The sequence below is a fragment of the Lichenihabitans sp. Uapishka_5 genome, assembly GCF_033947565.1.
Taxonomy (GTDB): domain Bacteria; phylum Pseudomonadota; class Alphaproteobacteria; order Rhizobiales; family Beijerinckiaceae; genus Lichenihabitans.
The window spans coordinates 74,426-100,282 of sequence record NZ_JARPVX010000006.1; the positions used below are offsets into that span (position 1 = coordinate 74,426).

25 protein-coding genes are annotated in these 25,857 nt (G+C 66.6%); 17 read left to right on the forward strand and 8 right to left on the reverse strand.

Annotated elements, in window-relative coordinates; all coding sequences use genetic code 11:
* The first annotated feature begins 46 nt into the window (after positions 1–46).
* Together P7D22_RS04350 and P7D22_RS04355 are read left to right on the forward strand one after the other, a co-directional pair.
* A complete protein-coding gene (locus P7D22_RS04350; protein WP_319932989.1) occupies positions 47–928 on the forward strand; it encodes a CpsD/CapB family tyrosine-protein kinase in 882 nt (293 codons plus the stop codon).
* Between the two features lie 108 nt (positions 929–1,036).
* Positions 1,037–1,243 carry a hypothetical protein gene (locus P7D22_RS04355; protein WP_319932990.1) on the forward strand — a complete coding sequence of 69 codons (207 nt, stop codon included), beginning with the start codon at positions 1,037–1,039 and terminating at the stop codon, positions 1,241–1,243.
* 30 nt (positions 1,244–1,273) lie between these two features.
* Here P7D22_RS04355 and P7D22_RS04360 read toward each other — a convergent pair whose 3' ends face one another.
* Positions 1,274–1,642: a response regulator gene (locus P7D22_RS04360; protein WP_319932991.1), complete on the reverse strand. Its 369-nt coding sequence runs from the start codon at positions 1,640–1,642 to the stop codon at positions 1,274–1,276.
* Positions 1,643–1,828: 186 nt separating this feature from the next.
* Entirely contained in the window at positions 1,829–2,839 is a 1,011-nt protein-coding gene (locus tag P7D22_RS04365; RefSeq protein WP_319932992.1) for a complex I NDUFA9 subunit family protein, read from the reverse strand.
* A gap of 354 nt (positions 2,840–3,193) precedes the next feature.
* Between P7D22_RS04365 and P7D22_RS04370 the strand changes: the two genes are divergently transcribed.
* Positions 3,194–4,582 carry a DEAD/DEAH box helicase gene (locus P7D22_RS04370; protein ID WP_319932993.1) on the forward strand — a complete coding sequence of 463 codons (1,389 nt, stop codon included), beginning with the start codon at positions 3,194–3,196 and terminating at the stop codon, positions 4,580–4,582.
* Between the two features lie 54 nt (positions 4,583–4,636).
* Positions 4,637–5,143, forward strand: coding sequence for a GNAT family N-acetyltransferase (locus tag P7D22_RS04375; RefSeq protein WP_319932994.1), 507 nt, complete (start codon positions 4,637–4,639; stop codon positions 5,141–5,143).
* A 752-nt stretch (positions 5,144–5,895) separates the two neighbouring features.
* On the opposite strand, the gene P7D22_RS04380 is transcribed toward P7D22_RS04375, so the two are convergent.
* Entirely contained in the window at positions 5,896–7,023 is a 1,128-nt protein-coding gene (locus tag P7D22_RS04380) for an FAD-dependent oxidoreductase (protein ID WP_319932995.1), read from the reverse strand.
* A 36-nt stretch (positions 7,024–7,059) separates the two neighbouring features.
* Between P7D22_RS04380 and P7D22_RS04385 the strand changes: the two genes are divergently transcribed.
* The 3 genes from P7D22_RS04385 to hisN all read left to right on the forward strand — a co-directional run bounded on the left by P7D22_RS04385 (position 7,060) and on the right by hisN (position 9,602).
* Entirely contained in the window at positions 7,060–7,527 is a 468-nt protein-coding gene (locus P7D22_RS04385; RefSeq protein WP_319932996.1) for a MarR family winged helix-turn-helix transcriptional regulator, read from the forward strand.
* 311 nt (positions 7,528–7,838) lie between these two features.
* Positions 7,839–8,735 (forward strand): N-formylglutamate amidohydrolase, encoded by an 897-nt coding sequence (locus P7D22_RS04390; protein ID WP_319932997.1) that lies wholly within the window; start codon positions 7,839–7,841, stop codon positions 8,733–8,735.
* A 69-nt stretch (positions 8,736–8,804) separates the two neighbouring features.
* Positions 8,805–9,602, forward strand: a complete 798-nt coding sequence (gene hisN, locus P7D22_RS04395) for a histidinol-phosphatase (RefSeq protein WP_319932998.1) — start codon at positions 8,805–8,807, stop codon at positions 9,600–9,602.
* On the opposite strand, the gene P7D22_RS04400 is transcribed toward hisN, so the two are convergent.
* The 3 genes from P7D22_RS04400 to P7D22_RS04410 form a co-directional block, all read right to left on the reverse strand.
* Positions 9,592–10,110: a GNAT family N-acetyltransferase gene (locus P7D22_RS04400; protein ID WP_319932999.1), complete on the reverse strand. Its 519-nt coding sequence runs from the start codon at positions 10,108–10,110 to the stop codon at positions 9,592–9,594. The genes hisN and P7D22_RS04400 overlap by 11 nt on opposite strands.
* 81 nt (positions 10,111–10,191) lie before the next feature.
* Positions 10,192–11,253: a calcium/proton exchanger gene (gene cax / locus P7D22_RS04405; protein WP_319933000.1), complete on the reverse strand. Its 1,062-nt coding sequence runs from the start codon at positions 11,251–11,253 to the stop codon at positions 10,192–10,194.
* Between the two features lie 13 nt (positions 11,254–11,266).
* Complete coding sequence (locus tag P7D22_RS04410; protein WP_319933001.1) at positions 11,267–11,845, reverse strand: exopolysaccharide biosynthesis protein; 579 nt, start codon at positions 11,843–11,845, stop codon at positions 11,267–11,269.
* 463 nt (positions 11,846–12,308) lie between these two features.
* Here P7D22_RS04410 and dxs point away from each other — a divergent pair, with 463 nt between their 5' ends.
* From dxs to P7D22_RS04435, 5 genes are all read left to right on the forward strand, one after another.
* On the forward strand, positions 12,309–14,237 hold the full coding sequence (gene dxs / locus P7D22_RS04415) for a 1-deoxy-D-xylulose-5-phosphate synthase (protein WP_319933002.1): 1,929 nt from the start codon (positions 12,309–12,311) through the stop codon (positions 14,235–14,237).
* A gap of 29 nt (positions 14,238–14,266) precedes the next feature.
* On the forward strand, positions 14,267–14,974 hold the full coding sequence (locus P7D22_RS04420; protein WP_319933003.1) for a TlyA family RNA methyltransferase: 708 nt from the start codon (positions 14,267–14,269) through the stop codon (positions 14,972–14,974).
* Positions 14,971–16,260: a class I SAM-dependent RNA methyltransferase gene (locus P7D22_RS04425; protein WP_319933004.1), complete on the forward strand. Its 1,290-nt coding sequence runs from the start codon at positions 14,971–14,973 to the stop codon at positions 16,258–16,260. Before P7D22_RS04420 ends, P7D22_RS04425 begins: the two co-directional genes overlap by 4 nt.
* Positions 16,261–16,373: 113 nt before the next feature.
* Entirely contained in the window at positions 16,374–16,673 is a 300-nt protein-coding gene (locus P7D22_RS04430) for a hypothetical protein (RefSeq protein ID WP_319933005.1), read from the forward strand.
* 13 nt (positions 16,674–16,686) lie between these two features.
* Positions 16,687–17,022, forward strand: coding sequence for a DUF1491 family protein (locus P7D22_RS04435; protein WP_319933006.1), 336 nt, complete (start codon positions 16,687–16,689; stop codon positions 17,020–17,022).
* A gap of 19 nt (positions 17,023–17,041) precedes the next feature.
* On the opposite strand, the gene P7D22_RS04440 is transcribed toward P7D22_RS04435, so the two are convergent.
* Together P7D22_RS04440 and purC are read right to left on the reverse strand one after the other, a co-directional pair.
* Positions 17,042–18,424, reverse strand: coding sequence for a M20/M25/M40 family metallo-hydrolase (locus P7D22_RS04440; RefSeq protein WP_319933007.1), 1,383 nt, complete (start codon positions 18,422–18,424; stop codon positions 17,042–17,044).
* Between the two features lie 160 nt (positions 18,425–18,584).
* A complete protein-coding gene (gene purC / locus P7D22_RS04445) occupies positions 18,585–19,379 on the reverse strand; it encodes a phosphoribosylaminoimidazolesuccinocarboxamide synthase (protein WP_319933008.1) in 795 nt (264 codons plus the stop codon).
* 304 nt (positions 19,380–19,683) lie between these two features.
* Here purC and P7D22_RS04450 point away from each other — a divergent pair, with 304 nt between their 5' ends.
* The 5 genes from P7D22_RS04450 (at position 19,684) to P7D22_RS04470 (ending at position 25,822) form a co-directional block, all read left to right on the forward strand.
* Entirely contained in the window at positions 19,684–20,001 is a 318-nt protein-coding gene (locus tag P7D22_RS04450; RefSeq protein WP_319933009.1) for an ATPase inhibitor subunit zeta, read from the forward strand.
* Between the two features lie 45 nt (positions 20,002–20,046).
* The gene (gene tesB / locus P7D22_RS04455; RefSeq protein WP_319933010.1) at positions 20,047–20,913 is read left to right on the forward strand and encodes an acyl-CoA thioesterase II; all 867 of its coding nucleotides are present in this window, start codon (positions 20,047–20,049) and stop codon (positions 20,911–20,913) included.
* A gap of 201 nt (positions 20,914–21,114) precedes the next feature.
* Positions 21,115–21,453: a P-II family nitrogen regulator gene (locus P7D22_RS04460; RefSeq protein ID WP_319933011.1), complete on the forward strand. Its 339-nt coding sequence runs from the start codon at positions 21,115–21,117 to the stop codon at positions 21,451–21,453.
* Positions 21,454–21,502: 49 nt separating this feature from the next.
* Positions 21,503–23,008, forward strand: a complete 1,506-nt coding sequence (locus P7D22_RS04465) for an ammonium transporter (protein ID WP_319933049.1) — start codon at positions 21,503–21,505, stop codon at positions 23,006–23,008.
* A 234-nt stretch (positions 23,009–23,242) separates the two neighbouring features.
* Complete coding sequence (locus P7D22_RS04470) at positions 23,243–25,822, forward strand: FtsK/SpoIIIE family DNA translocase (protein WP_319933012.1); 2,580 nt, start codon at positions 23,243–23,245, stop codon at positions 25,820–25,822.
* The last annotated feature ends 35 nt before the right edge of the window (positions 25,823–25,857 follow it).

Here is a 25,857-nt window from a genome sequence, read left to right on the forward strand (position 1 = left end):
AACGTCCACCAGGGATCGTAGAGGATCAATTATGTCGAGGTCGGACTTGGGTGAATCGGATCGGGACGATCTCGAAATCCACACGGGAGAGCATGTCGCGGAACTTGGCGATCAACTCGTCAAGGCAGGAAAGCTCACGCCTCGCCAGATCGCAAAGGTTACGGACTGGCAGCGGCGGCATGGCCTGACCTTTTCGGAGGCGGCCATTGCCAAGGGTCTGGTTCGTCAGGAGGACCTCCTCGCCGCGCTATCGCGGCAGTACAGCTACCCGATCCTCGATCGCGATCCCCACAATGAGCGGTTCTCACGCGAGCTCGTGGTCGGGCATGAGCCCTTCGGCCCGGTCGCCGAGGCCGTGCGATCCATTCGTAGTGCCCTGGTGGGGTCGCCCCGCTCCAATCACACGCCGTCCTTCGTGGTCACGGGACCGCGCCGTGGCGTAGGGACCACCTTCATTGCCGCCAACCTTGCCTTGTCGTTCGCACAGATGTCGCTGCCGACTCTTCTGGTCGAAACCGACCTTCGCTCCCCGCGCATTGGCCAGATGTTCGGGCTCGATCGCAACGGCATCGGCTTGTCGGAGCTGCTCCGTCACAAGCACCTGAGCCGGGTTCCGACCGTGGTGGACGTCATTCCAGGATTGTCCGTGCTGACCGCGGGCTCTGTATCCCCCAATCCGCAGGAATTGCTGTGTTCGGGGACCTTCTTCGATCTTGTGGAAGAGTTTCAGTCTCAGTTCGGTGCCGTGGTCTACGACACCGCGCCCGCGCTCGACTACGCAGATGCCGGCGTCGTCAGCTCAAGGATCGGCAATGCCATCCTGGTGGCGCGGCAGCATAAGACGGCCTTCAACGATATGACCGAACTCACGCGCAAGCTGAAGACGGTACAGTGCAATGTCGTCGGCACGATCATGAACAGTTTCTGATGGCTTGAGGTTGGATAGCCAATTCAGCATATCCCGGTTCGGCTGTTGATCGGGTGCCCGACACTCCGCATGGTGTCGCTCCAGACGACGTCGGCAGCGGAGTGAATGGTGGGAACGATCGACGGCCTTGATGTGGTGTCGCTGCTTCTAGGGGTGGCCCTCGCCTATGCGGCTTTGACGTCGTTTGGCCGGCGGTTCGGTGCCGAAGCGCTTCCGGCCATCAGTCGCGTCTTGGTCGTGACGGGCCTCGGACTGCTGTTGGGTTACGCTATCAGCGAAGTCGTCCATGCCTTACAGGCAGGGCGCAGCTCCTGAGCAGAGTCTCCAAAGACGCGTTGCTGCGCCCTAAGCGGCCGCCATGGCGGCCTTCTGGATGGCGTTGATGACCTGGGAAGGGCGCCACGGCTTCGGGATGAAGCTGACATTGGGCGGCAGATCCTCAACCGGACGAACCCGACCAGATGTGACCAGCACGACGATATGGGGCCACTGGCGCGCCACCATGCCGGCCAGTTGAAGGCCGTCCGTGGTGCCAGGCATCATCACATCGGTGAGGATCGCAGCCACATTGTCGGCTTCCTCCAGCAGGAACGCCAATGCTTCGTCGGCATTGGCGAGGCCGATGGCCGGCAGACCGCCTTCCTCGAGTACGAATACCAGGGAGGCGCGTAGCACCGGGTCGTCTTCGACGACAAGTATTGTGCTCTGATCCATTGCAAACCTTAAGCGCCACAGCCCACTCAAGATCCTGCAAAAATCGTTAACGAACCTTTAACATTATCGTTTGTTTAAGGATTTCGCCGCCGGCCGCGTCGCATTGTAGCGCCGGGGATGCGGGCCGGACACGTTACGCGGCGTTCAACAGACTTCGAGCAGGCCTCGCGCTCGGCAGACGACCGATCAGACGGTCTGCCGCGTCCGATCGAACTGCCCTGTTTTGCGGAAGCGGTAAAGATAGGTCGGCGTGATGGCCTCGACGGTTTGCGGCTGAATGCCAAGACCGGCAAAGGTGTGTCCCGCCGTAGTGGCGGCGGCCGAAACCACATTGTCCTGTTCGAGCAGCTTCAATTGGTCTCGCGTCAACTGGAACATCGACGGCAAGGCACCGAGCGTCAGGCCGTTGATCACCTCCGACAGGGCGGCGGGGCCCGAAGCGAGACCTGCCGGGATCGACACCATCGCGCGTTTACGGCCCGTTTCGGCGCAGATGTAGCGCAGGATCTGCTCGAAGGTGAGGATCTCCGGGCCGCCAAGCTCATAGGTGACGCCTGGCGTTGCGGCGCCTTCGAGGCTGCGGGCGATGGCCTCTGCCACGTCCCCCACATAGGCGGGCTGGAAACGCGTCGTGCCGCCGCCAATGAGCGGCATCACGGGGGAGATGCGCGCCAGCGCCGCGAAACGGTTGAAGAAGTCATCCTCGGGGCCGAACAAGATCGACGGGCGCACCACCATGGTTTCGGGCAGGATCTCCCGTGCGGCGGCTTCGGCGGCTGCCTTGGTGCGGGCATAGGCCGAAGCCCCCTTGGCGTCGGCGCCGATCGCCGACACCTGCAGGAGAGCGCCGATGCCGTGATCCTTCGCGGCCCGCGCGATGGCACGCGTGCCCGAAACGTGCACGGTCTCGAAATTCTGTTGTCCCGCCTCGGCCAGGATGCCGACGAGGTTCACGACAGCGTCCGACCCCCGCATGGCGGCTGCCAGCGACGCCGGATAGCGCAGGTTTGCCTGCACCGCATGGATCTGCCCGACACGGCCGAGCGGTTGCAGATGGAAGGCGAGATCGGGGCGACGCGACGCCACGCGGACGCGCCAGCCTCGCTGCGCCAGCGACCGCACCACGTAGCGCCCGAGGAATCCCGAGCCGCCGAACACGGTGATGATCCGATCCTTGGCGATCTCGAAACGCGCCATGCCTGTGACATCCTTGGAGCTGTTCTGCAGGCTCGTTGCATAGCGGCTCGGCCCTCCCCTGTACAGGCAGCGCCATGGGGCAGGCTTGCCGCATCGGGGTCCACGCCGCAGGCCCAGGCATGCATGGCGGCCCTGCACCGGTGTTTGATTGACAATCTGAAGGTGGACCCGCATACCGAACCCGTCGCCGCGCGTGCCAGATGGTACAGGTTAGCGTGATGGGGTCTTGATCCCCGCCGTGGTGACGTTCGCACTTGACGGCGTCCCGATCCATGCTTCGGGCCTGTGCGCAACCCCGCCTGCGGGTTTGAACGGCGTCATCGCCGCGACCTCGACCAACGAAAGACATCCGATTTGACCAACTTCGCCGACCTCGGCCTTGCCGCGCCTTTGCTCAAGGCGCTTGCCGCTGAGGGCTACGAGAGCCCCACCCCTATTCAGCAGGGTGCCATCCCACACGTCCTGGCCGGACACGATCTCCTGGGCGTTGCCCAGACCGGCACTGGCAAGACGGCCGCCTTTGCGCTGCCGATCCTCAATCATCTGCAGAAGATTAACCGCCGCGCCTCGCCAAAGGCCTGCCGTGTGCTGGTGTTGTCACCCACCCGTGAACTGGCGAGCCAGATCCAAGCCAATTTCACCGGCTATGCGCAATTCATGCGCGTCACGAGCACGGTTGTGTTCGGCGGCGTGCCGGTCAATCGTCAGGTGCGGGCGGTCGCGGGTGGTGTCGACGTGGTCGTGGCGACCCCGGGTCGTCTGCTCGACCTCATCTCGCAAAAGGCCCTGACCCTCAACGAGATCGAGATCCTGGTGCTCGACGAGGCCGATCGCATGCTCGACATGGGGTTCGTGCGGGACATCCGCCGCCTTCTGGCCGTGATGCCGCCGCGTCGGCAGAACCTGTTCTTCTCGGCCACCATGCCGCCCGAGATCGCCGATCTGGCCGGCTCGATGCTGACGAACCCGAAGCAGGTTGCCGTCACCCCGGTGGCCTCCACGGTGGATCGCATCCAGCAGGGCCTCATCCTGGTGCCGAACCGCGCCAAGCAGGCGACCCTGCACAAGCTGCTCGAGGATGCCAGCATCGCCCGCGCGGTTGTGTTCTCGCGCACCAAGCACGGTGCAGACCGCATCGTGCGCCACCTCGAATCGGCTGGTTTCTCGGCCGCCGCGATCCATGGCAACAAATCCCAGAACGCGCGTGAGCGCGCCATGGCGTCGTTCCGCGACGGCTCCTTGCGGCTGTTGATCGCCACCGACATCGCGGCCCGCGGCATTGACGTCGATGGCGTCACCCACGTCATCAACTTCGATCTGCCCAACATCGCGGAAAGCTATGTGCACCGTATCGGCCGTACGGCCCGGGCGGGCGCCGATGGCATCGCGGTGTCGCTGGTGGGCGAGGATGAGCGTGGCGACCTGCGCGGCATCGAGCGGCTGATCCGCCGTCAGATCCCCGTGCTGCCCAATCCCCTGGGCGACCAGGCGGCCGTGGCGGCGGCCGTGCAAGTGGCGGAAGCCAACAAGCCGAAGGAGCCGGCGCGCCAGCCGCGTCCCGACCGCTCCGGCGGCCACCATCGCGGCGCGGCCCCTGGCCGTGGCGGCGAGCGTCACGGTGCGGGCGGTGGTCGCCCGGCCGAGAACGGTCAGAACCGCCGCCGCAACCCGGCCGGCCGGCCGAAGCGGACCGGAGCGCCGGGGCAAGCCCAGAGTGCCAATCAGGGTCGGCGCGACCACTAACAAACGACGGGCCGGGGTCTTGCAAGATGCGGCGACCCGGCCCTAACATCGGGCATGGTCGAGAAAGTCATCACGATCCGGGGCGCGAAAGCCGGCGATGCGGATGCCATTGCGGCCGTCCACGACGCAGCCTGGCGTGATGCCTATCGCGGCATCATCCCGGGCCGGGAACTGGAGCGTATGGTGGCACGCCGCGGCCCCCGCTGGTGGCGCACCGCCATTCTGCGCGGCACCCGCCTCAGCGTGCTGGATTTCGACGACCTGATCGCTGGTTACGTCAGCTATGGCCGTAATCGTGTGCCGTCGCTGCCCTTCGGCGGCGAAATCTTCGAAATCTATCTGGCGCCGGAGTTCCAGGGACTCGGCTTTGGCAAACGCTTGTTCAAGGCGGCCCGCCGCGACCTTGCCGATCATGGCTATATGAGCGTGCTGGTCTGGGCCCTCGCCGATAACGATCGGGCGCTCGGGTTCTACGAGCGGCTCGGCGGCCGCGTCGTGCGTCGCGCCGAAGAACGCTTCGGCGACGAGGTGCGGGGACGCGTCGCTTTCGGCTTTAGCTGACCAAGGCCGCTGGGCTACGATTTTGGATTGAGTGTCTACTCCGGAGACGATCTGAACTTAAGACTGCTTGCGGCCCTTTGCGGTCCTTAGGAGTTTCGCCTGAGGGAGGCATCCTCGGACCATTCCAGAAGGGAAGCTGCCATGAACGATATGGCCTTCAGAGAGCCGGGAGAGTTCGCAACGATACCGGGGGCCCTGTCGGGCAGTGACGCATGGAGGCTTCGAATGCCAGCCCCATTGGACGATCCGCACCGGGAGTTTCGTAGGCTTCACAAGCGCGATTGGCTCATCCAAGCCGCCGTACTGCCTTTGCAGGTAGCACAACGTGCCTTCCCCGCCCGACGGTTGCGTCTTGCAGTCCTTGGAGCTGCTGTCTACCTATGCTTGACGTGCTTATTCATAGTCAGTCTAGAAGCCGTCTTTAGGCATGGTCTTCAGAACACCTGGGTCAGATACGTAGTGAATGGGCTGTACACAGGTTCACTTATATTCTGGACACAAGTTCTCTTAAATCGCTGGAAGCGACCGGCAGCGCCCCACTTGGCGGAGAAGTGGCCAAGGATGGTCGACTCAGAACTGCCTGACAGATGAACCAGACGACCCATTCAGGAAACGGGAGAGTCCGCCGCGAATCGGTAATCGCCATGCCTCGGGCCAGGTCAGGCGATTACGTTAATGGCCGCCTCTGGGCGAAAGCTGCCATCCCACTTTCACCCATTCGAACGTTCGCCGCAACGACCGGTGCGCAGCCCTCACACATCGGTGCCTAGCCGCTCGCGATAATGATCGAGCACTGGCCGGACACCCGCTGCCGAGAACACCGCGCGTAGCCCCGCCGCCGATTTCTCTGCCGCCACCACCGCCCGTGCCGCCATCGCAGCTTCATGGGCCGCGACCGCCGCCCAGCTCCCGCCGGAGGCAAGCGCATCCGCCAGGTCCGCGGCATCGGCCAGCGCCAAGTTCACACCTTCACCGGCGAATGGCGACATCAGGTGCGCGGCATCCCCGATCAGCGTCACACCCGGTCGGCTCGTCCAGCGGTGCCCGATCGGCAGCGCATGAAGCGGCCGCGACCCAACGATCGTCCCCGTTTCGATCACTCGCAGCAGCGCCGGCGCCCAGCCCTCGAACGCCTTTAGCAGCGCCACCCGCAATTGCTCGGGTCCCAGCCTGGCCCAATGCTGCGCCACCGCTTCCGGCGCGCGCAGTCCCGCGTAGCCGCGGATGTGCCCATGGCCGTTAAGCTGGGTGATCAGCGCTCGGTTCTCGCCGACCGCAAACATCTTGCCCTGCCCGGTCACCGCCGCAACATCGGGATGCAGGGCGGCTTCGAAGCCCAACTCGGCGAAGGCGACGCCTTCATAGATCGGCTGGGCGTCGCTCAGCAGCGGCCTCACCCGCGACCAGGCGCCGTCGGCGCCCACAACCATGTCGAACCGCTCCCCCGCGATCTGACAACCGCTGCTGTCAGGCTCAATCGCCGCCACCCGGCTGCCCCATCGCACCGTGTCCGGCGCCAGCGACGCCAGCAAGATGTCCCGCAGCGCCGAGCGGTCGATCTCGGGACGGTCGTCGCCCTCGCCGTCCCGATCGAACAACAGCGTGCCGCCCGCATCGTAGAGCCGGTCACCCTGGTCTTCCGGCCTCGCCGCTGCGACGAACTCAGCTTCCAGCGCGGCAAGCCGCATCGCCCGCTGGCCGGTGTCGCCGTGCAGGTCCAGCGATCCACCCTGCGGCCGTTCGCCGGCATGGCCGTCGCGCTCGAACACCACTGGCGAGAGGCCTCGTAGCTGCAGGAGCCGCGCCAGCATCAGCCCGCTGGGGCCGCCGCCGATGATTGCGATCCTCGTCATTGCCGTCATGATAATCTCCGGATACATAGGAGCCTATATTAGTAAAACATAGGAACCTATGCAATGGCTGATGACGATTGGGATCCATTCCGCCATCCGGGCCATTATTTCAGCCGTATCGCCCGCGCCCTCACACGCATCGGCGACGTTCGACTGCGCCCGCTCGGCTTCGCGACGGCGCAGCTGCCTGTGCTTGCGGCGCTCAAGGACGGTAAGGCGATGTCTCAGATTGAGCTCGCACGCTGGGCCAAGGTCGAGCAGCCCAGCATGGCGCAGATGCTCGCGCGCATGGAGCGGGAAGGTATGATCGAGCGCCGCCCCGACCCGCGCGACCGCCGTGCCAGCTTGGTTTCGCTGACCGGGCAGGCGCGGGCTCGCCTGCCCGCTGGCCGTGCGGTCCTGCGCCAGGGCAATGCCGACATGACCAGGGGCCTGTCGTCAGACGACGTCGCGACGCTGGTTTCGCTTCTTCAACGCGTTCTAGCCAACGTCGAAGGCCTTGAGGCGGAGGACGCCCAGCCGGCGGCCTGATGAGCCGCCTTTGCATGAGCTTAACAATATTGGATCGCCGCATATTTGCCGTTCACCGCCGTTCAGCTTCAAGGGTTCGCTGCGACGGGCAGGAATGTCGGCAATTGTGCAACAGGAGACGCGGCTTCAATCCAAGGCAATCTGCGCCCGCCGTCCACGTCCGAGGCACAACCGGTGTAGCTCTCAGATCCATGCCGCCGAACGCCTTGCCGAGCCCCGCAGGCGGGTCGGCGTGGACAAGGGCCCGGCACCTCCGTTAAAACGATCGCTCGACGTCGAGCCTGGCGATCGCTCGGAGAACAATGCTCGGAATGATGGCCGGCGACCCGGAGTTGGACCCCCCTTTCGACATCCTGCTGCCCACCGGCGCGGTGTCGAACGTCGTGCTCAGCTCGCCGCATTCCGGAGACGTCTATCCCCGAAGCTTTCTCGCCAGTGCCCGGCTCGATGCCCAGGCGTTGCGGCGATCGGAAGACGCCTATGTGGACCGGCTGTTCCAGGGCGGCGTTCTGCATGGGGCGCCCTTGCTGCGCGCCCGCTTCCCCCGTGCCTTTCTGGACGTCAATCGCGAGCCCTATGAGCTCGACCCCCGCATGTTCGACGGCCGCCTGCCGTCCTTTGCCAACACGCGTTCGCCGCGGGTTGCCGGCGGGCTCGGCACCATCGCCCGCGTGGTCGGCGAGTCGCAGGAGATCTATGCGCGGCGTCTGACGGTCGAGGAGGCGATCGGCCGCATCGATGCGCTCTACAAGCCTTACCACGCCCAATTGCGGCGGCTGATCGAGGAAGCTCAGCACCATTTCGGCGCCATGCTGCTGATCGACTGCCATTCGATGCCGTCCTCGGTCGTCTCGTCGGGCCCGGTCGGCACCCACGAGAACCGGCTGCGGGCCGATGTGGTGCTGGGAGACCGCTACGGCACCAGCTGCGACCGCACCGTGGTGGATGTCGCCGAGGCGGCGCTGCGTGGCTTCGGCTATCATGTCGACCGCAATCGGCCTTATGCGGGCGGGTTCATCACCGAGCATTACGGTCACCCTGCCACGCATCGGCATGCGCTGCAGATCGAGATCAACCGGCACCTCTACATGGACGAGCGCAGCTTGCGCCCGAACGCCCACTTCCCTGTGCTGGCCGACCATCTGGCCGAGATGGTGGCGCAATTGACCTCGGCCATGCGGGGCGAGCAGCGGATGGCCGCCGAATGACCGGTCGGGCTGATTTCGTCGCATCCGGGCGCTTCATGCGCCGCCCGCAACCTTGAGCGGAGATCGTTCATGACCGCCGTAGACTTCGCCGCCTTTGTCGACCGCCTCGCCGAGGCCTCGGGCGAGGCCATCCGCCCGTTCTTCCGCACCACCCTGGCGTTGCAGGATAAGTCGGCCGGCGTGCGGTTCGATCCGGTTACCGAGGCCGATCGGGCGGCAGAAACCACCATGCGTCAGATGATCATGGAGACGTTTCCGGCGCATGGCATCGTGGGCGAGGAATTCCCGAACCACCAGCCCGACGCGGATTACGTCTGGGTGCTGGACCCGATCGACGGCACCAAGAGCTTCATCTCGGGTTTCCCGACCTGGGGCACGCTGATCTGCCTCGAACACAACGGCCAGCCCGTTTACGGCATGATGCACCAGCCCTTCACGCGCGAGCGTTTCATGGGTGATGGGGCGCGCTCCTCATGGTCGGGTCCGAATCCGCACGGCACCGTCGTCACCCACACGCTGCGGACCCGCCCCTGCGCCACGCTGGCCGAGGCCGTCACCATGACCACCAGCCCGCGCCTGATGGAGCCCGGCGAACGCGACCGCTATGCCCGCATCGAGGATGTTGCGCGGTTGTCGCGCTATGGCGGCGATTGCTACAGCTATTGTATGCTGGCGGCCGGGCATGTCGACCTCGTGGTCGAAAGCGGCCTGAAACCCTATGACATCGCGGCCCTGATCCCCATCGTGGCCGGTGCGGGCGGCATCGTGACGACCTGGGATGGCGGTGACGCGGCGGGGGGCGGGCAGGTGGTGGCGGCCGGCGACCCGCGCCTGCACGCCCTCGCGCTCGAGATGCTCAACCGCTGAAGGCGGGCTCTGCCTCGGATCCGAGGATCTTCTGCATGAACAGCAGGTCGAGCGGGCGGCCGAACTTGAAGCCCACCTGGGGCAACAGCCCCACGGTCTGAAACCCGAAAGCTTCGTGCAACGCCACCGACCCCGCATTGGTGGCATCGATGCCGCCGATCATGACGTGCTTGCCGGCCGCGGTTGCGGCCGCCATCAGGGGCGGCAGCAGGGCCCGGGCGACGCCCTTGCGGCGATGATCCGCATGCACGTAGATCGAATGCTCGACGGTGCGAAAAAAGCCGTCATGCGGGCGAAAGTCGCCGAAGGACGCATAGCCCATCAGCGCGTCGCCTTCGACGGCCACCAGGAAGGCGTGGCCCTTCTGCCGGCGTTCGGCCAGCACCGCCGCGCGGTTGGCGAGGTCGACCGGGTGGATCGACCAGATGGCGGTCGAATGCAGCACGGCATCGTTGTGGATGGCCAGGATGGCGGGCAGGTCGGCCGGCTCGGCGTCACGGATCAGCATGGCGCGATCATGCCGTGATCGCGGGTCCGCCCGCAAGCCGACGGGGCCTCGTGAGGCGCCCAGGCTTGGCCGCGGCGAGCGTCACCCCTCGACAAAGAAGAAGCCGAGCGCCAGCAGCGCATAAACCCCGACCAGCAACAATCCCTCGAACCAAGTCGTTTCGCCATCGGCCGCCACCGACCGCACGATGAAGGCCGCGGCCGCAATGCTGAATAGCTGCAGCGGATTGCTGAACACAAGGGTCATGGGGTGGCCGGCGAGCCATGACAGGATCACCAGCAGCGGCGCCACCACGAGGGCGATCTGGATGGCAGAGCCGATCGCGATGTTGAGCACGAGGCTCATCTTATCCTGCCGCGCGAAGGCGACGGCCGCGATGAGGTCGCCGCCGGTGCCGATCAGTGCCAGCACAACGACGCCCAGAAAGGTGGGCGAGAAGTGTAGCGCGCCGGCGGCCTCGGTCAGGGCATCCGACACGATCTCGGCCTCCCAGGCCACCATCACGGTGGCGGCGGCCAGCACCCCGAGCGTCAAGCCGAGTGACCAGCTGGCCTGACCGCGTTCGTCATCCGAGGCGAAGACGTCGCGGTGGGTGACGAGGGTGTAGAGCAGGTTGCCGCCATACAGCAGCAGCAGGATCGCGGCGGCGCCGAGGCTGAGATATTCGTCCGACAACGCCATTGCCGAATTATGAGTCACCCGCCGGCCGGTAAGGTCGAAGACGGCCGGCAGCATCAGCGCCACCGTGGACAGCAGCAGCAGGGTCGACAGCAGCCCGACGCGCTGGCGGTCGAACACCTGCTTATCACGGCCGATGCCGCCCGCCATCACGGCAAGCCCGAGCCCCAGCAGCGTGGTGCCGAGGATCGAGCCGACCAGCTGGGCCTGCACCACGTCGGCCTGCCCGCGTCGCAACACGAAGAAGGCCAGGATGATCTCGGCCATGCTGCCGAGGCTGACGTTCATCAGGCCGCCGAGGGCAGGGCCGGCGCGCTCGGCCAACTGCTCGGTGGCGCGGCGGGTCCAATCGGCCAGCACCGCCAGGGCCGCGGCGCTGAGTCCGAACACCAGCAGGGCCGGCGCATGCAGCCCATAGGTGACGAGGAGGGAGAGCGGGACGAAGGCGAGCGCGATGAAGACCATGCGGCTCCAACGCTCAGATCATCGAATCGACCGTGCGAAACAACGCATAAAGAAAACTGGCGCTGAGGGCCGCCCCGATGGCGCCTGCCACGACACCGAACGACACCAGCAACCCGTCACGTTCCACCTGGCCGAGTCCGACGAGGCAGACCGCGATGCCATAGGGCACCTGGCCCACGAAGGGCGCCGCGAACAACATGCCGATGGCCAGCAGCATCAGCAACAAACCACTCAGGATGGCGCCGGTTCGGGCTTCGAACAGGTTCAGGCGCGGCTGCGACCAGCGCTCGAGCCGCGCCACGTAGGGCAGGGCGCGGCCGACGGCGCGCAACAGCTCGGCGCGGGGCACGGAGCCGCGCAGCAAGCGGTGCGGCAGCCACGGGGCAGGACGCAGGATCGCCATCTGAACCGCCACCACGATCAGGGCCACGGCGGACAAGGCCGGGATGGGCGGCGGCATCGGCAGGCAGTTCGGCAGCCCGAGCAACACCACCAGCAGCGCGAACGACCGGTCGCTCAACGCGCCGAAGATCGTTCGCACCGGGATGCGCTCCCCGGGCTCTGCCGCCAGCGCCGTGAGCACCTGAGACATGCGCATCGAAACAGATCAGTTCCCGATTTCCGGTCGGGGTTCTAGCGGCTACGTCCAGGCCTGGGAAGCGCCATTGCTGCCAGATGAAAGAGGTGCAAGGCTGATCGGGTGGGGGAGTGAGACCGGTTCAGTCTTTCGCTTGCACGCGTCCAACCCTGGTTGGGGGCAGCCCACCGCCATCGCCGTCAGGGCGTCGTCACCAGGGCTCCACTTTGCGTTGCACCACAGCAAACCCATCAGCGAAACCCGGTGTTGAAGAGCAGTTTGCGCCGCACGCAAAACAAATGTCAGCGTTGCTGTTCAAATCTTCAGTATGGGATGCCGCTAAGCGCCCGTGGCGACCGGTAAAGCGCAGTCACGGCGCATTCAACCTTTCGGCGATTGTAATCCTTTGCCTCGCCGACCCAAACGGTGTACCGGAACCAATTCGCCAACGTGGCAGCAATTCTCTGACGAGTTCAGAATGACCCCCAATACGCCGCTTCTCGACCGCATCAAAATCCCGAGCGATCTTCGACAGATGCCGGAATCCGACTTGCGCCAGGTCGCGGACGAGTTGCGGTCCGAAACGGTCAGCGCCGTTTCGGTCACGGGCGGCCATCTCGGCGCCGGGCTCGGCGTCGTCGAGCTGACGGTCGCGCTGCATTACGTGTTCAACACCCCGGCCGACCGCATCATCTGGGACGTCGGGCATCAGGCCTATCCCCACAAGATCCTTACCGGGCGCCGCGACCGCATCCGCACGTTGCGTCAGGCCGGTGGTCTGTCGGGCTTCACCAAGCGTGCCGAAAGCGAATACGATCCGTTCGGCGCCGCGCATTCGTCCACCTCGATCTCGGCCGGCCTCGGCATGGCGGTGGCGCGCGACCTGTCGGGCGGCAACAATTCCGTGGTGGCGGTGATCGGCGACGGCTCGATGTCGGCCGGCATGGCCTATGAGGCGCTGAACAACGCCGGATCGCTGCATTCGAAGCTCGTCGTCATCCTGAACGACAACGACATGTCGATCGCCCCGCCGGTCGGCGGCATGTCAGCCTATCTGGCGCGGCTCGTCAGCGGTGGCACCTACCGGTCGCTGCGCGACTTCGGCAAGCAGCTGGCTCAGCACCTGCCGCGCTTCTTCTACGAAAAGGCCAAGCGCACCGAGGAATATGCCCGCGGCTTCTTCACCGGCGGCACCTTGTTCGAGGAGCTCGGCTTCTATTACGTCGGCCCGATCGACGGCCACAACCTCGAGCACCTGCTGCCGGTGCTGAAGAATGTGCGCGACAGCGCCGCCGGCCCGGTGCTGATCCATGTCGTGACCAAGAAGGGCCACGGCTACGCGCCGGCCGAGGCGGCGTCGGACAAGTACCACGGCGTCAACAAGTTCGACGTCATCACCGGCACCCAGGTGAAGGCCAAGGCCAATGCGCCGGCCTATCAGCGGGTGTTCGGCGAAAGCCTCATCAAAGAGGCCGAGAAGGACGACAAGATCGTGGCCATCACGGCCGCCATGCCGTCCGGCACCGGGCTCGATCTGTTCGGCCAGGCCTTCCCGAAGCGCACCTTCGACGTCGGCATCGCCGAGCAGCATGCCGTCACCTTCGCGGCCGGCATGGCGACCGAAGGCTACAAGCCTTTTTGTGCCATCTACTCGACCTTCCTGCAGCGCGGCTACGACCAGGTTGTGCACGACGTGGCGCTGCAGAACCTGCCGGTGCGTTTCGCGCTCGACCGGGCCGGCCTCGTGGGTGCCGACGGCCCCACCCATGCCGGCTCCTTCGATCTCGCCTATCTTGGGTGCCTGCCCAACATGATGATCATGGCGGCCGCCGACGAAGCCGACATGGTCCACATGGTGGCCACCCAGGTGGCCTATAACGATGGGCCCTCGGCGTTGCGCTACCCGCGCGGCGAGGGCGTCGGCATGGAGATGCCGACCGTCGGCGTGCCGCTTGAGATCGGGGTGGGCCGCATCGTGCGTGACGGCGGCAAGCAGGTCGCCATCCTGTCGCTCGGCACCCGTCTCGCCGAAAGCCTGAAGGCGGCCGAAACGCTGGCGAGCCACGGTCTGTCTACCACGGTGGCCGACGCCCGCTTCGCCAAGCCGCTCGACCGGGCGCTGATCCGCAAGCTCGCCGAAACTCACGACGTGCTGATCACGGTCGAGGAAGGCTCGGTCGGCGGTTTCGGCTCCTTCGTGCTGCACGCCCTGGCCGAAGATGGTCTGCTGGATGGTGGCCTGAAGGTGCGCGCGCTGACGTTGCCCGACACCTATATCGACCAGGACAAGCCGGAGCTGATGTATGCCGAGGCGGGGCTCGACGCGAAGGGTATCGTTGACACGGTGATGAAGGCGCTTGGCACTACCGAAGCCGCCGGAAAGCGCACGGGCGGGCAATCAGCCTGAGCGGTCGAGCCGCAGCAGCGCGGCTCGACGTGTCCTTGGTGGAGGCCGGGTTCTTCGAGAGCCGGGCCAAGGCCCAGGAGGCCATCGCGGCCGGCCTCGTCGCCGTTGACGGCCGCGTGTTGCATCGTCCGAGCGATCGCGTGCCGCCCGGCGCCCGCCTGACGGCCACGGCGCCTCACCCTTGGGTGTCGCGCGGCGGCTTGAAGCTGGTGGCGGCCCTCGACGGGTTTGGCGTCAATCCGCGCGGCCGCACCTGCCTCGACATCGGCGCCTCGACGGGTGGCTTCACGGATGTGCTGCTCAGCCGCGGGGCCGCTCGCGTCCATGCGGTCGATGTGGGGCATGGCCAATTGCATCCGCGCCTCAAGGCCGACCCGCGCGTCGAAGACCTGTCCGGCACCGATGCGCGGCAGCTGTCGGCTGCGATGTTTCCCGTAGGGCCCACCCTGATCGTTTGCGATGCCAGCTTCATTTCCCTCGCCCTTGTGCTGCCGCCGGTGTTGCGGCTCGCGGCGCCCGGCGCCGCGCTGATCACGCTGGTGAAACCGCAATTTGAGGTCGGCAAGGGCCAGACCGACAAGGGCATCGTGCGCGACGACGAACAGCGGCAGGCCGTGTGCGCCCGTGTGGCCAGACTGGTCGAGGATCTGGGCTGGCGTCTCGGCGGCCTGCTGACGTCCCCGATCACGGGGCGCGACGGCAACGTCGAGTTCCTGCTGCATGCGACCGCGCCATGAGTGTCGAACACCTCGAGATCCTGCGGCTTGGCCAGCGCGGCGAGGGGGTCGCGGAAGCTTCGGTCGGCACCGTCTATCTGCCGTTCACGCTGCCGGGTGACGTCGTGGCGGCGCAGTTCGACAACGGCACCCTGCAGGGCGTCGATGTCGTGGTGCCGCGGGCCGACCGGCTTGCGCCCGTTTGCCCCTATTTCGGCACCTGTGGCGGCTGCGCCGTGCAGGCCTTGCCGGCCGAACCCTACCGGGCCTGGAAGCAGGATCTCGTGGCCGACGCCTTGCGGAAAGCCGGCCTGCCGGCCGTGGCGACGCCGCTCGTCGAAGCCCATGGGGCGGGACGGCGACGCGCCACCTTCCATTCCCGTCTGCAGCCGACGCCCAACGTGCTGCGGGCGCCGGCCGTGAAGACCGGCTTCATGCGGGCGCGCTCGCATGACCTCATCGATATCGCGGCCTGTCCGGTGCTGGCGCCCGAGCTCGACGGTGCCCTGCCGGCGGCGCGCCGCATCGCCGAGGCCCTGCAGAACGTCGGCAAGCCGCTCGACATCGTGGTGACCGCGACCGACACCGGACTCGACGTGGACCTGCGCGGCCTTGGCCCCCTGCAGGACAGCGACCGCCGCAGGCTCGCCCTCATGGCGGCCGAGCTCGACCTCGCGCGCTTGTCGAACCACGGCGACGTGGTGCTGGAGCGGCGATCGCCTTCGCTGCGGATCGGCGTGGCGTCGCTGGTGCCGCCACCCGGGGCCTTTCTGCAGGCGGCGGCGCGCGGCGAGGCCGCCTTGGGCGATGTTGTGATGGCGGCGGTCGGCGGCGCCCGTAAGGTCGCCGACCTGTTCTGCGGCGTCGGCACCTTTGCGTTGCGCCTCGCCACGGTTGCGAGCGTCGTGGCGGTCGATCTCGAAGGGCCCGGCCTTGCGGCCTTGTCGCGGGCCGCGCGGCTGGCGCCCGGCCTCAAGGCCGTCTCGACCGAGGCACGCGACCTGTTCCGCCGCCCTCTGCATGTCGATGAGTTGGCCGCCTTCGAGGCCGTGGTGTTCGATCCACCCCGCGCCGGCGCCCTGGCGCAGGCCGAGGCGCTTGCGGCCTCGGCCGTGCCCGTTGTGGTGGCGGTCAGCTGCAATCCGGTCACCTTCGCCCGCGACGCGGCTGTGCTGGTGGGGGGTGGCTACAGCCTCGAGCGGGTGGTGCCCGTCGATCAGTTCCTGTTCGCGTCCCATGTCGAGATGGTCGGCGTCTTCCGGCGGCCGAAGGCGACGACCCGCCCGAAGCGACGGCTGTTCGGCTGACGGCACGACGGCGTTCAGCATGGCGTGCGGGTTAAGGACAGGGCGACCGCCGCTTCCTTTACTTAGCGACGCCTTGTCCCCATAGTTCGCGCGCCAAGTGCGAGGAGGCGAGTGTGCGTGTGCTGAAGGTCTTGTGTTTGGCCGTTGTTGCGGCTTCGGGCCTCGTGCAGGCTGCCGCGGCCAACGAGGGTGGGCTCGGATTCCAGCCGCCGGCTTTCTTCGCCGACCCGTTCCAGCCGGATCGCGTCAAGCCCTATGGTGCCGTGTGCCTGGCGCCACCGGCCGCCTGCGGGGTGCATTACGAATATCCGATCCGCGCCGGAAAACCCTGCTGGTGCCGCGACGGCGCTTTTGTCTACACGGGCGGCGTTACGCAGCCGCTGCATCCGGGCAGGCCTGTCTACAAGGACTGAGCGCCGCGACGCGATGGCCCGCCTGCGCGCCGACTTCTGGGTCTCGGCTTACCTGCGCCGCTGCGGCGTCGAACTGATCCCCGCCATGCTGCGCCGCCGCGGTTCGCCCGAGGCCGGCGCCATTCTGGTCAAGCTCGACTTCCTCGACGGCACTGCCGCGCTTTACGGCCCCACGCCGCAAGCCGAGGTGGAGAACCGGGACGACGCCCGTAGCTTCGCCCGCATGCACAAGGCCGAGCGCCTCGACACACCCGACGCCGAGGCACGCCTGCGGCGTGAGATCGACTTCGACCCCGATCTATGGATCGTCGAGGTCGAAAGCCGGGAAGGGCGGACGCTGCTCGATTGAGCGGCCTCCGCCGAAGCCCCTACAGCGTCAGCGCGTTGAGGATGCGGGCCCAGCTGCGGGCGCCCTTCTGGAACGAGGTGAGGTCGTATTTCTCGTTCGGCGAATGGATGCGGTCGTCGTCGAGCGCGAAGCCGATCATCAGCGTGTCCATCTTCAGGTCCTGCTTGAACGAGCCGACAATCGGGATGGAGCCGCCCGAGCCCGCCATCACGGGTTCCTTGTCCCATTCCTGATGCAGGGCCCGCTTGGCGCGGTTGAGCGCCTCGGACGAGAACGGCAGCGACAGCGCGGGGCTGGCGCCGTGGCTGATGAACTCCACCTTGCAATCGGCCGGCAGGCGTTCGCGCACGAAATCCCGGAAGGCATCGGCCACCTTGGCGGGGTTCTGCTTGCCGACGAGGCGGAACGACACCTTTGCGCTGGCCTTGGCGGGCAGCACGGTCTTCGAGCCGCTACCCTGGTAGCCGCCCTGGATGCCGTTCACGTCGCAGGTCGGCCGCGACCAGATCTTCTCGAGTACGCTGCGGTCTTGTTCGCCGGCGGCGACCGACAGGCCGACGCCGCCGAGGAACTCGGCTTCATCGAACGGCAGCGTCTTCCATTGGTCGGCCACTTCGCGCGGCAGCTCCTCGACACCGTCGTAGAAGCCTTCGACCTGCACGCGGCCGTCCGTCCCATGCAGGTCGGCGATGATGCGGGCCAGAAGGTTGATCGGGTTGGTGGCGGCGCCGCCATACATGCCGGAATGCAGATCGCGATTGGCAGCGGTGACCACCACTTCCTCGAGCACCAGGCCGCGCAGCATGGTGGTGACGGCGGGCGTGTCGCGGTCCCACATGCCCGTGTCGCAGACGAGCGCCAGATCGGCCTTCAGCTCCGCCTTGTTGTCGCTGAGGAAGGCCGGGAGGGACGGCGAACCGGTTTCTTCCTCGCCCTCGAACAGGATCGTCACGTCGCACGGGAGGCCCCCGGTCTCGACAAAGCCGCGGCACGCCTCCACGAAGGTCATCAGCTGGCCCTTGTCGTCCGAGGCGCCGCGCGCCACGATCGCCTTGACGCCTTCGACCTCGGCCAGTTCGGGCGCAAAGGGGTCGCTGGCCCACAAGGCGCGCGGATCGACGGGTTGCACGTCGTAATGGCCGTAGAACAACACATGGGGAACGTCGCGGCGGGTCGATTTGGCATGAGCCAGCACCATTGGCCGCCCGGCCGTCGGCCGCACCGACGCCTTGAAGCCGAGGCCCGACAGTTCGTCAGCCAGATAGGTCGCGGCCTGCTCGCAGGCACCCGCATAAGCGGGATCGGTCGAGATCGACGGAATGCGCAACAGTTCGAACAGGCGGCCCAGCGCGGCGTCGCGGTTCTCGTCGATCTTGGCCAGAACGGCATCCATGGCGGCCATCGGGGACACTCCTTACGCTTCAACGTCTCGACGGCGTTGTAGCAAGGATGGCGCCGGGGGTTAAGGGAAGTCCGTCGCATGGCTGTCGTCAGCCTCGGCTGGGCCACGACAGGCCTCTTCAAACGAAAAGGCCGCCCGGAGGCGGCCTGATCGGATGGGCTTACTGCACCAGCTGCGGCCCGGGTGGCCGCGTGGCCTCGGTTTCCTGCATGATGCCGAGCCGGCGCGCCACCTCGCTATAGGCCTCGACGAGGCCGCCGAGGTCGCGGCGGAAACGATCCTTGTCGAGCTTGTTGCTCGACTTGATGTCCCACAGCCGGCACGAGTCGGGCGAAATCTCGTCCGCCACGACGATGCGCATCATGTCGCCTTCCCACAGGCGGCCGGTTTCCATCTTGAAGTCGACGAGCCGGATGCCGACGCCTAGGAAGACGCCCGACAGGAAGTCATTGACCCGGATGGCCAGCGCCATGATGTCGTCGATCTCCTGCGGCGCCGCCCAGCCGAAGGCCGTGATATGCTCTTCCGACACCATCGGGTCGTTGAGCTGGTCGTTCTTGTAGTAGAATTCGATGATCGAGCGCGGCAGCTGGGTGCCTTCCTCGATGCCGAGGCGTGTCGCCAGCGAGCCGGCCGCCACGTTGCGCACCACCACCTCGAGCGGGATGATCTCGACTTCCTTGATCAGCTGCTCGCGCATGTTGAGCCGCTTGATGAAGTGGGTCGGCACGCCGATGTTGTTGAGGTTCTGGAAGACGTATTCCGAGATCCGGTTGTTCAGCACGCCCTTGCCGTCGATCACCTCATGCTTTTTGGCATTGAAGGCCGTCGCGTCATCCTTGAAGTGCTGGATCAGCGTCCCGGGCTCGGGGCCCTCGTAAAGGACCTTGGCCTTGCCTTCATAGATGCGGCGGCGGCGGTTCATGGGGATCAACCGTGGCTTGAGGAAATCCATGGATCGGCCTGAGCTCCTGTATAGATCTCTGCCCGCGACCGAAAAACGATCGCAGAAAGAGCGCATTGTCCGAGTGGCCGGTACGGCAGCCCGACCGCAAGGGCCGGACACGCCGCGCACCGAACCTATCCGATCCCGGATCGTGGCACAATGTGAGGCGCTGCCGACGTCGGCGACGCGTGCGCCTCCCGATTGATATGGTGAGCCCGCAGGCCCGGCGCAACGCGGGGCCGCCGTCCGCCACGTTGGCGATGGGCGAGCGGAGCTTTATGGTTCCCGCATCGGGGAACCAGGAACGGGCGCCATGACGAGTTTCGACGAACGCGAACGCGCCTTCGAGATGCAATTCACGCATGAGGCCGACCTGCGGTTTCGCCGCCTGGCGCGTCGCAACAAGGCCCTGGCCTCGTGGATCTGCGATCGGACCGGCAAATCGGGCGCCGAGGCCGCCGCCTACCAGGAGCGTTTCCTGACCTTCGCCATGACGGCGAGCCACGAGGCCGCGGTGGCGGCCCGTGTGGCAGACGACCTCGCGGCTTCCGGCGTGCTGCTACCGCCAGCCGAGATCGCGGCCAAGATGGCGCATCTCGACGATGGCGCGGCCGCGCAGGATCACGCCTGACCGCAGGCGGCCTCCCATGCTCTTTCTCACTTCCAGGCTTTCTTGATGGCGTTCACCGTTCCCGAGCTCGTCGACATTCTGCGTCTCGAGCCGATCGAGGACACCATCTTCCGAGGTCGCAGCCCGCAGGTGGGTTGGCAACGGGTGTTCGGCGGCCTGGTGATCGCGCAGGCCCTGGTGGCGTGCTGTCGCACCGTGCCGGACCGGCTGCCGCATTCCCTGCATGGCTATTTCATGCTGCCGGGCGACCCGTCGACCCCGATCATCTACGAGGTCGACCGGCTGCGGGACGGGCGCAGCTTCGCGACCCGTCGCTGCACCGCGATCCAGCACGGGAAACCCATCTTTACGCTCGCGGCCTCGTTCCATGACGACGAGGCCGGCCTGACCCACGCGATGCCGATGCCGGACGTGCCGCATCCGGATGCCCTGCCGAGCGAGCCGGAACTGCTGGAGCGCTTCGGGGCGCACCTGCCGGAAGGCGTGCGCCGCTATCTGATGCGTGAACGCCCGCTCGAGCTGCGTCCCGTCGATCTGCGCCGCTTCCAGCCCGGCGTCGTGGCCGGCGCCTTGGACCCCGTGCAGCATATCTGGATGCGGATCACCGGCCCGCTCGGCGACGACCCCATCCTGCACCGGGCCGCGCTCGCCTATATGTCGGACATGACGCTGCTCGATACCGCGCTCGTGGCCCACGGCCGGTCGCTTTACGATCCCACTCTGCAGGTGGCGAGCCTCGATCATGCCTTGTGGATCCACCGCCCGCCGAAGGCGGACGAATGGCTGCTTTATGCCCAGGAAAGCCCGAACGCGTCCGGGGCCCGGGGCATGGCACGCGGCCTGATCTACGCGCAGGACGGCGCACTGGTGGCCTCCGTGGCGCAGGAAGGGCTCATCCGCCCTAGAAGCTGACTGGCCAGCCCGCGGGCAAAATGCCGCTAATTTAAGCATTATTGCCGCTGAACCTTACCGAATTGTGGCTGCATCCAGACAGATTGCGGTAAGCCGAGTTGGCATGCCGCTTGATTGCTCGGGTTCACATCCTGTCCCGGCTGATCTGGGCGGACGGTGGCCAGAATGCTGGCCGGATCTCTGATTGGAGGACCCGGTGCGATGAAGATTGTCACGGCGATCATTAAACCGTTCAAACTCGAAGAAGTTCGCGACGCTCTGACGGCCGTGGGCGTGCACGGCCTCACGGTGACGGAAGTCAAAGGCTATGGCCGCCAGAAGGGCCACACCGAAATCTACCGCGGCGCCGAATATGCCGTAAGCTTCCTGCCGAAGCTGAAGATCGAGGTCGCGGTCGCGGCGGAACTGCTCGACACGGTGGTCAACGCCATCACGGCGACGGCCCGCACGGGCCAGATCGGCGACGGCAAGATCTTCGTCACGAGCCTCGAAAAAGCCGTCCGCATCCGCACCGGCGAAGTCGACAACGACGCGCTCTGATCGGCGAACCCGGACTCGAAATTCCCCTGGAGTGATGTTCATGCAGTTGATGAAACCGTCCACGCGGATGCGGTGGGGCGTCGGGCTGGGTGTGGCCTCGGTGGCGCTCCTGGCCGCTGCGGCCGCCTACGCGCAAACGCCCGCGCCCCAGCCAGCCGATGCGGCCGCGGCCGTCGGCCCCGTCCCCAATAAGGGCGACACGGCCTGGATGCTGATGTCGACCGTGCTGGTCCTGATGATGTCGATCCCCGGCCTCGCCTTGTTCTACGGCGGCCTCGTCCGCACCAAGAACATGCTGTCGGTGCTGAGCCAGGTGTTCATGATCGTGGCGCTCGTCGGCGTCATCTGGGCCGTTTACGGCTACTCGCTCGCCTTTGGCGATGGCGGCGCCTACACGGCCTATATCGGCGGTTTCGGCAAGGCTTTCCTGTCCGGCATCACGCCGTCCTCGAATGCCGCCACCTTCTCGAACGGCGTCGTCATTCCGGAACTCGTCTATATGGTGTTCCAGATGACGTTCGCGATGATCACGCCGGCGTTGATCGTCGGTGCCTTCGCGGAGCGCATCAAGTTCTCGGCCTTGGTGGTCTTCACCGTGCTGTGGTCGACCTTCATCTACTTCCCGATCGCTCATTGGGTTTGGTACGTGGCGGCGCCTGACGACATCGCGGCAGCCGCCAAGGTGGTGGCTTCCGCGACCGGCGACGCCAAGGCGGCTGCGCAAACCAAGCTCGACGCCTTGCTGGGCGGCACCGGCTGGCTGGCCCAGGCGGGCGCTCTCGACTTCGCGGGCGGCACGGTGGTTCACATCGATGCCGGCATCGCCGGCCTCGTCGGCTGCATTATGATCGGCAAGCGCATCGGCTACCCGCGCGAGCCCATGGCGCCGCACTCGCTCACCATGACGATGATCGGCGCTTCGCTGCTGTGGGTCGGCTGGTTCGGCTTCAACGCAGGCTCGAACCTCGAAGCCAACGGCGGCACCGCGCTCGCCTTCGTCAACACCATGGTGGCGACCGCCGGCGCGACCTTGTCGTGGTTGTTCGTGGAATGGGCCGTCAAGGGCAAGCCGTCGCTGCTCGGCATGGCGTCCGGCGCGGTGGCGGGCCTCGTGGCCATTACCCCGGCCTGCGGCTTTGCCGGCCCGATGGGCTCCATCGTGCTCGGCCTCGTGGTCAGCCCGGTCTGTATCTTCTTCGTCTCGGTGGTGAAGAACAAGATCGGCTATGACGACGCGCTCGATGTCTTCGGCGTGCATTGCATCGGCGGCATCATCGGGGCGCTCGGCACCGGCATCCTGGTGGCGCCTTACCTCGGCGGCACCGGCACGACCGACTACACCAACTTCGCGGCCGGCAATGCCGGCACCTACGACATGGCGACCCAACTGGTCGCCCAGGCGAAGGGTGTCGTGGCGACGCTCGTGTGGTCGGGCGTCGGCTCGGCGATCCTTTATAAGATCGTCGACCTGGTGATCGGCCTGCGCGTGTCTCCCGAGAAGGAGCGCGAAGGCCTCGACATCGCCGAACACAGCGAGCGCGCCTACAACTACTGAGCTAAGCACCCGTCCATCAACCTGCATGACGGCGCCTCCCAACGGGGGCGCCGTCGGCGTTTGTGCCGTTCTCCGTCGGGTCTTCAGGCCTGCGTCGCAACGGCGTCGCGCGACCTGCACCTCCCATTAACCTTCCGGGCCTAATTTCGGCCCATGTTGCGCCGACACCCGGGTCGGCCGCATCGATCAATCGCGAGTGGCGTAGGGCTTATGCGCGCAGGCACGTTCTCGCCGATGCACTTTCTGTCCGATAACGCGCGCGACTTCCTGGTCCGCCGCGCCGCCGAGGCGTCCGGCTGCCTGGTGATCGCCATCGTCGGGGCTCTCAGCATTTCCTTAGCCACGTGGTCGATCAGCGACCCGAGCTGGAATCACGCGTCGGACGGCGCCGTGCACAATCTGCTCGGCAGCCCCGGCGCCATCGGGGCCGACATGGTGATGCAGCTGTTCGGCATCGCCATCGTGGCGATCCTGACGCCGGTCGCCTGTTGGGGCTGGACGCTGTTGACGCAGCGCCGACTCGCCCTGCTGAAGACCCGGCTGATTCTGCTGGCCGTCGGGGCCGCGGCCGCGGCCTCGCTGGCCTCGCTGCTGCCCATCACGGATCGCTGGCCGCTGCCGACCGGGCTTGGCGGCGTGCTGGGCGACGGCCTGCTGGTGTTGCCGCGCCACCTGATTGGAGGGTCTGAGGTCGGTCGCATGATCCTCGGCATGGCCTGCGCCGGCATCGCGATCCTGACCCTGACGCCAGCGGCGGGCTTCGGCCTGCGCGATGAGCCGGGAATCGACGAGGATGCCGCGCCCTACCGCTGGGTGTCGGACGGGCGCACGTCCCTCTCGGGCAGTACCGATCGTGACGAGGCCGGCGAGCCCGGCCGGGCCTTGAGGGTCCTGGATGCCGTGTTTCGGGGCGGCACCGCAGCCCGCGACGCGTTGGTCCGGGCGTTCCGGCCAGGAGAGCCCGGCCAGAAATCGCGCGACGGACGGTTCGCCCCCTGGCTCGGCCGCGGCGGCGCACCCGATGCGCCCTTCGCGGATCTCGAGGACGAGCCCCAAAGCTTCAGTCCCGACGGCGAACGGCGTGAGCCGACCTTTGCGGCGCTCGACGCGCTTTCCGAGCCCCAAGCTGCGCCGGCACGCCAGCGTGCGGCTGTTGCACAAGAGCGGCCGGGCCGGACCTCCGAAGAGCCCGCCACCTCGCGGCGCGTTTCGATGCCGGGCGGCCCTCCGAAAGCCGCCCCCGTATCATGGGAGCGGGAAGCCGGGCCCGATGGGGTCGATTTCCAGCTTCCGTCGCCGCTCGTGCTGGCCGAACCGCGCAAGCAGCACACCGGCATGTCCGAGGACGCGCTCGAGCAGAATGCCCGCCTGCTCGAAGGCGTGCTGGAGGATTTCGGCGTGCGCGGCGAGATCACCAACGTCCGTCCGGGCCCGGTGGTGACGCTGTATGAGCTCGAGCCGGCGCCGGGCATCAAGTCGTCGCGCGTCATCGGCCTCGCCGACGACATCGCGCGCTCGATGTCGGCCGTGTCGGCCCGCGTCGCCGTGGTGCAGGGCCGCAATGCCATCGGCATCGAATTGCCGAACCAGCGCCGCGAAACGGTGTTCCTGCGCGAGCTGATCGCCGCCGAAGAGTTCACGGAATCGAAGAACAAGCTCGCCATCGCGCTCGGCAAGACCATCGGGGGCGATCCGGTGATCGTCGACCTCGCCCGCATGCCGCACCTGCTCGTGGCCGGTACCACCGGCTCGGGCAAGTCGGTCGCCATCAACACCATGATATTGTCGCTGCTCTACCGCATGAAGCCGGAAGAATGCCGGCTCATCATGGTCGACCCCAAGATGCTGGAACTGTCGATCTACGACGGCATCCCGCATCTGCTGACGCCCGTCGTCACCGATCCCAAGAAGGCCGTCATCGCGCTGAAATGGGCCGTGCGGGAGATGGAGGAGCGTTACAAGAAGATGTCGAAGGTCGGCGTCCGGAACATCGACGGCTTCAATGCCCGGGTGACCGAAGCGGCCGAGCGCGGCGAAACCATCACCCGCACGGTGCAGACCGGTTACGACAAGGAGACCGGCGAGGCCGTCTACGAGCACGAGACGATGGATCTCGCCGTGCTGCCCTACATCGTGGTGGTGGTCGATGAAATGGCCGACCTGATGATGGTGGCCGGCAAGGAGATCGAGGGCGCCATCCAGCGCCTCGCCCAGATGGCGCGGGCGGCCGGCATCCACCTCATCATGGCGACGCAGCGGCCGTCGGTCGATGTCATCACCGGCACCATCAAGGCCAACTTCCCGACCCGCATCTCCTTCCAGGTGACCAGCAAGATCGACTCGCGCACCATCCTGGGCGAGCAGGGCGCCGAGCAGCTGCTCGGCCAGGGCGACATGCTCTATATGGCGGGCGGCGGCCGCATCAGCCGCGTCCACGGCCCCTTCGTCAGCGATGGCGAGGTCGAGAAGGTGGTGCAGCACCTGAAGGCGCAAGGCCACCCCGACTACCTCGATGTCGTCACGGTCGATCCCGACAGCGATGAGGCCGCAAATGGCGACGACGGCGCCGTGTTCGACAAGGGTGGCTTCGGCGAGGAAGGCGGCGACCTTTACGACCAGGCGGTGCGGGTCGTGCTGCGCGACAAGAAATGCTCCACCTCCTACATCCAGCGCCGGCTGCAGGTCGGCTACAACAAGGCCGCCTCGCTGGTGGAGCGCATGGAGAAGGAAGGCCTCGTCGGCGCGGCCAACCATGCCGGCAAGCGCGAGATCCTGGTCGAAACGGATCGTCACGGCGGCGACGGGGAAGACTGACGGACGCGGCTGGCCCGACCCCTTGGCCGCCGCGG

Bases quoted from the DNA above. Each gene is read 5' to 3' on its own strand.
- P7D22_RS04450 (WP_319933009.1), top strand. From the start codon at position 19,684: ATGACGAGTTTCGACGAACGCGAACGCGCCTTCGAGATGCAATTCACG.
- P7D22_RS04425 (WP_319933004.1), top strand. From the start codon at position 14,971: ATGAGTGTCGAACACCTCGAGATCCTGCGGCTTGGCCAGCGCGGCGAG.
- tesB (WP_319933010.1), top strand. From the start codon at position 20,047: ATGGCGTTCACCGTTCCCGAGCTCGTCGACATTCTGCGTCTCGAGCCG.
- P7D22_RS04360 (WP_319932991.1), bottom strand. From the start codon at position 1,642: ATGGATCAGAGCACAATACTTGTCGTCGAAGACGACCCGGTGCTACGC.
- P7D22_RS04380 (WP_319932995.1), bottom strand. From the start codon at position 7,023: ATGTATCCGGAGATTATCATGACGGCAATGACGAGGATCGCAATCATC.
- purC (WP_319933008.1), bottom strand. From the start codon at position 19,379: ATGGATTTCCTCAAGCCACGGTTGATCCCCATGAACCGCCGCCGCCGC.
- P7D22_RS04470 (WP_319933012.1), top strand. From the start codon at position 23,243: ATGCACTTTCTGTCCGATAACGCGCGCGACTTCCTGGTCCGCCGCGCC.
- P7D22_RS04385 (WP_319932996.1), top strand. From the start codon at position 7,060: ATGGCTGATGACGATTGGGATCCATTCCGCCATCCGGGCCATTATTTC.
- P7D22_RS04400 (WP_319932999.1), bottom strand. From the start codon at position 10,110: ATGCTGATCCGTGACGCCGAGCCGGCCGACCTGCCCGCCATCCTGGCC.
- dxs (WP_319933002.1), top strand. From the start codon at position 12,309: ATGACCCCCAATACGCCGCTTCTCGACCGCATCAAAATCCCGAGCGAT.
- P7D22_RS04435 (WP_319933006.1), top strand. From the start codon at position 16,687: ATGGCCCGCCTGCGCGCCGACTTCTGGGTCTCGGCTTACCTGCGCCGC.
- P7D22_RS04465 (WP_319933049.1), top strand. From the start codon at position 21,503: ATGAAACCGTCCACGCGGATGCGGTGGGGCGTCGGGCTGGGTGTGGCC.
- cax (WP_319933000.1), bottom strand. From the start codon at position 11,253: ATGGTCTTCATCGCGCTCGCCTTCGTCCCGCTCTCCCTCCTCGTCACC.
- P7D22_RS04375 (WP_319932994.1), top strand. From the start codon at position 4,637: ATGGTCGAGAAAGTCATCACGATCCGGGGCGCGAAAGCCGGCGATGCG.
- P7D22_RS04410 (WP_319933001.1), bottom strand. From the start codon at position 11,845: ATGTCTCAGGTGCTCACGGCGCTGGCGGCAGAGCCCGGGGAGCGCATC.
- hisN (WP_319932998.1), top strand. From the start codon at position 8,805: ATGACCGCCGTAGACTTCGCCGCCTTTGTCGACCGCCTCGCCGAGGCC.
- P7D22_RS04440 (WP_319933007.1), bottom strand. From the start codon at position 18,424: ATGGCCGCCATGGATGCCGTTCTGGCCAAGATCGACGAGAACCGCGAC.
- P7D22_RS04390 (WP_319932997.1), top strand. From the start codon at position 7,839: ATGATGGCCGGCGACCCGGAGTTGGACCCCCCTTTCGACATCCTGCTG.
- P7D22_RS04460 (WP_319933011.1), top strand. From the start codon at position 21,115: ATGAAGATTGTCACGGCGATCATTAAACCGTTCAAACTCGAAGAAGTT.
- P7D22_RS04365 (WP_319932992.1), bottom strand. From the start codon at position 2,839: ATGGCGCGTTTCGAGATCGCCAAGGATCGGATCATCACCGTGTTCGGC.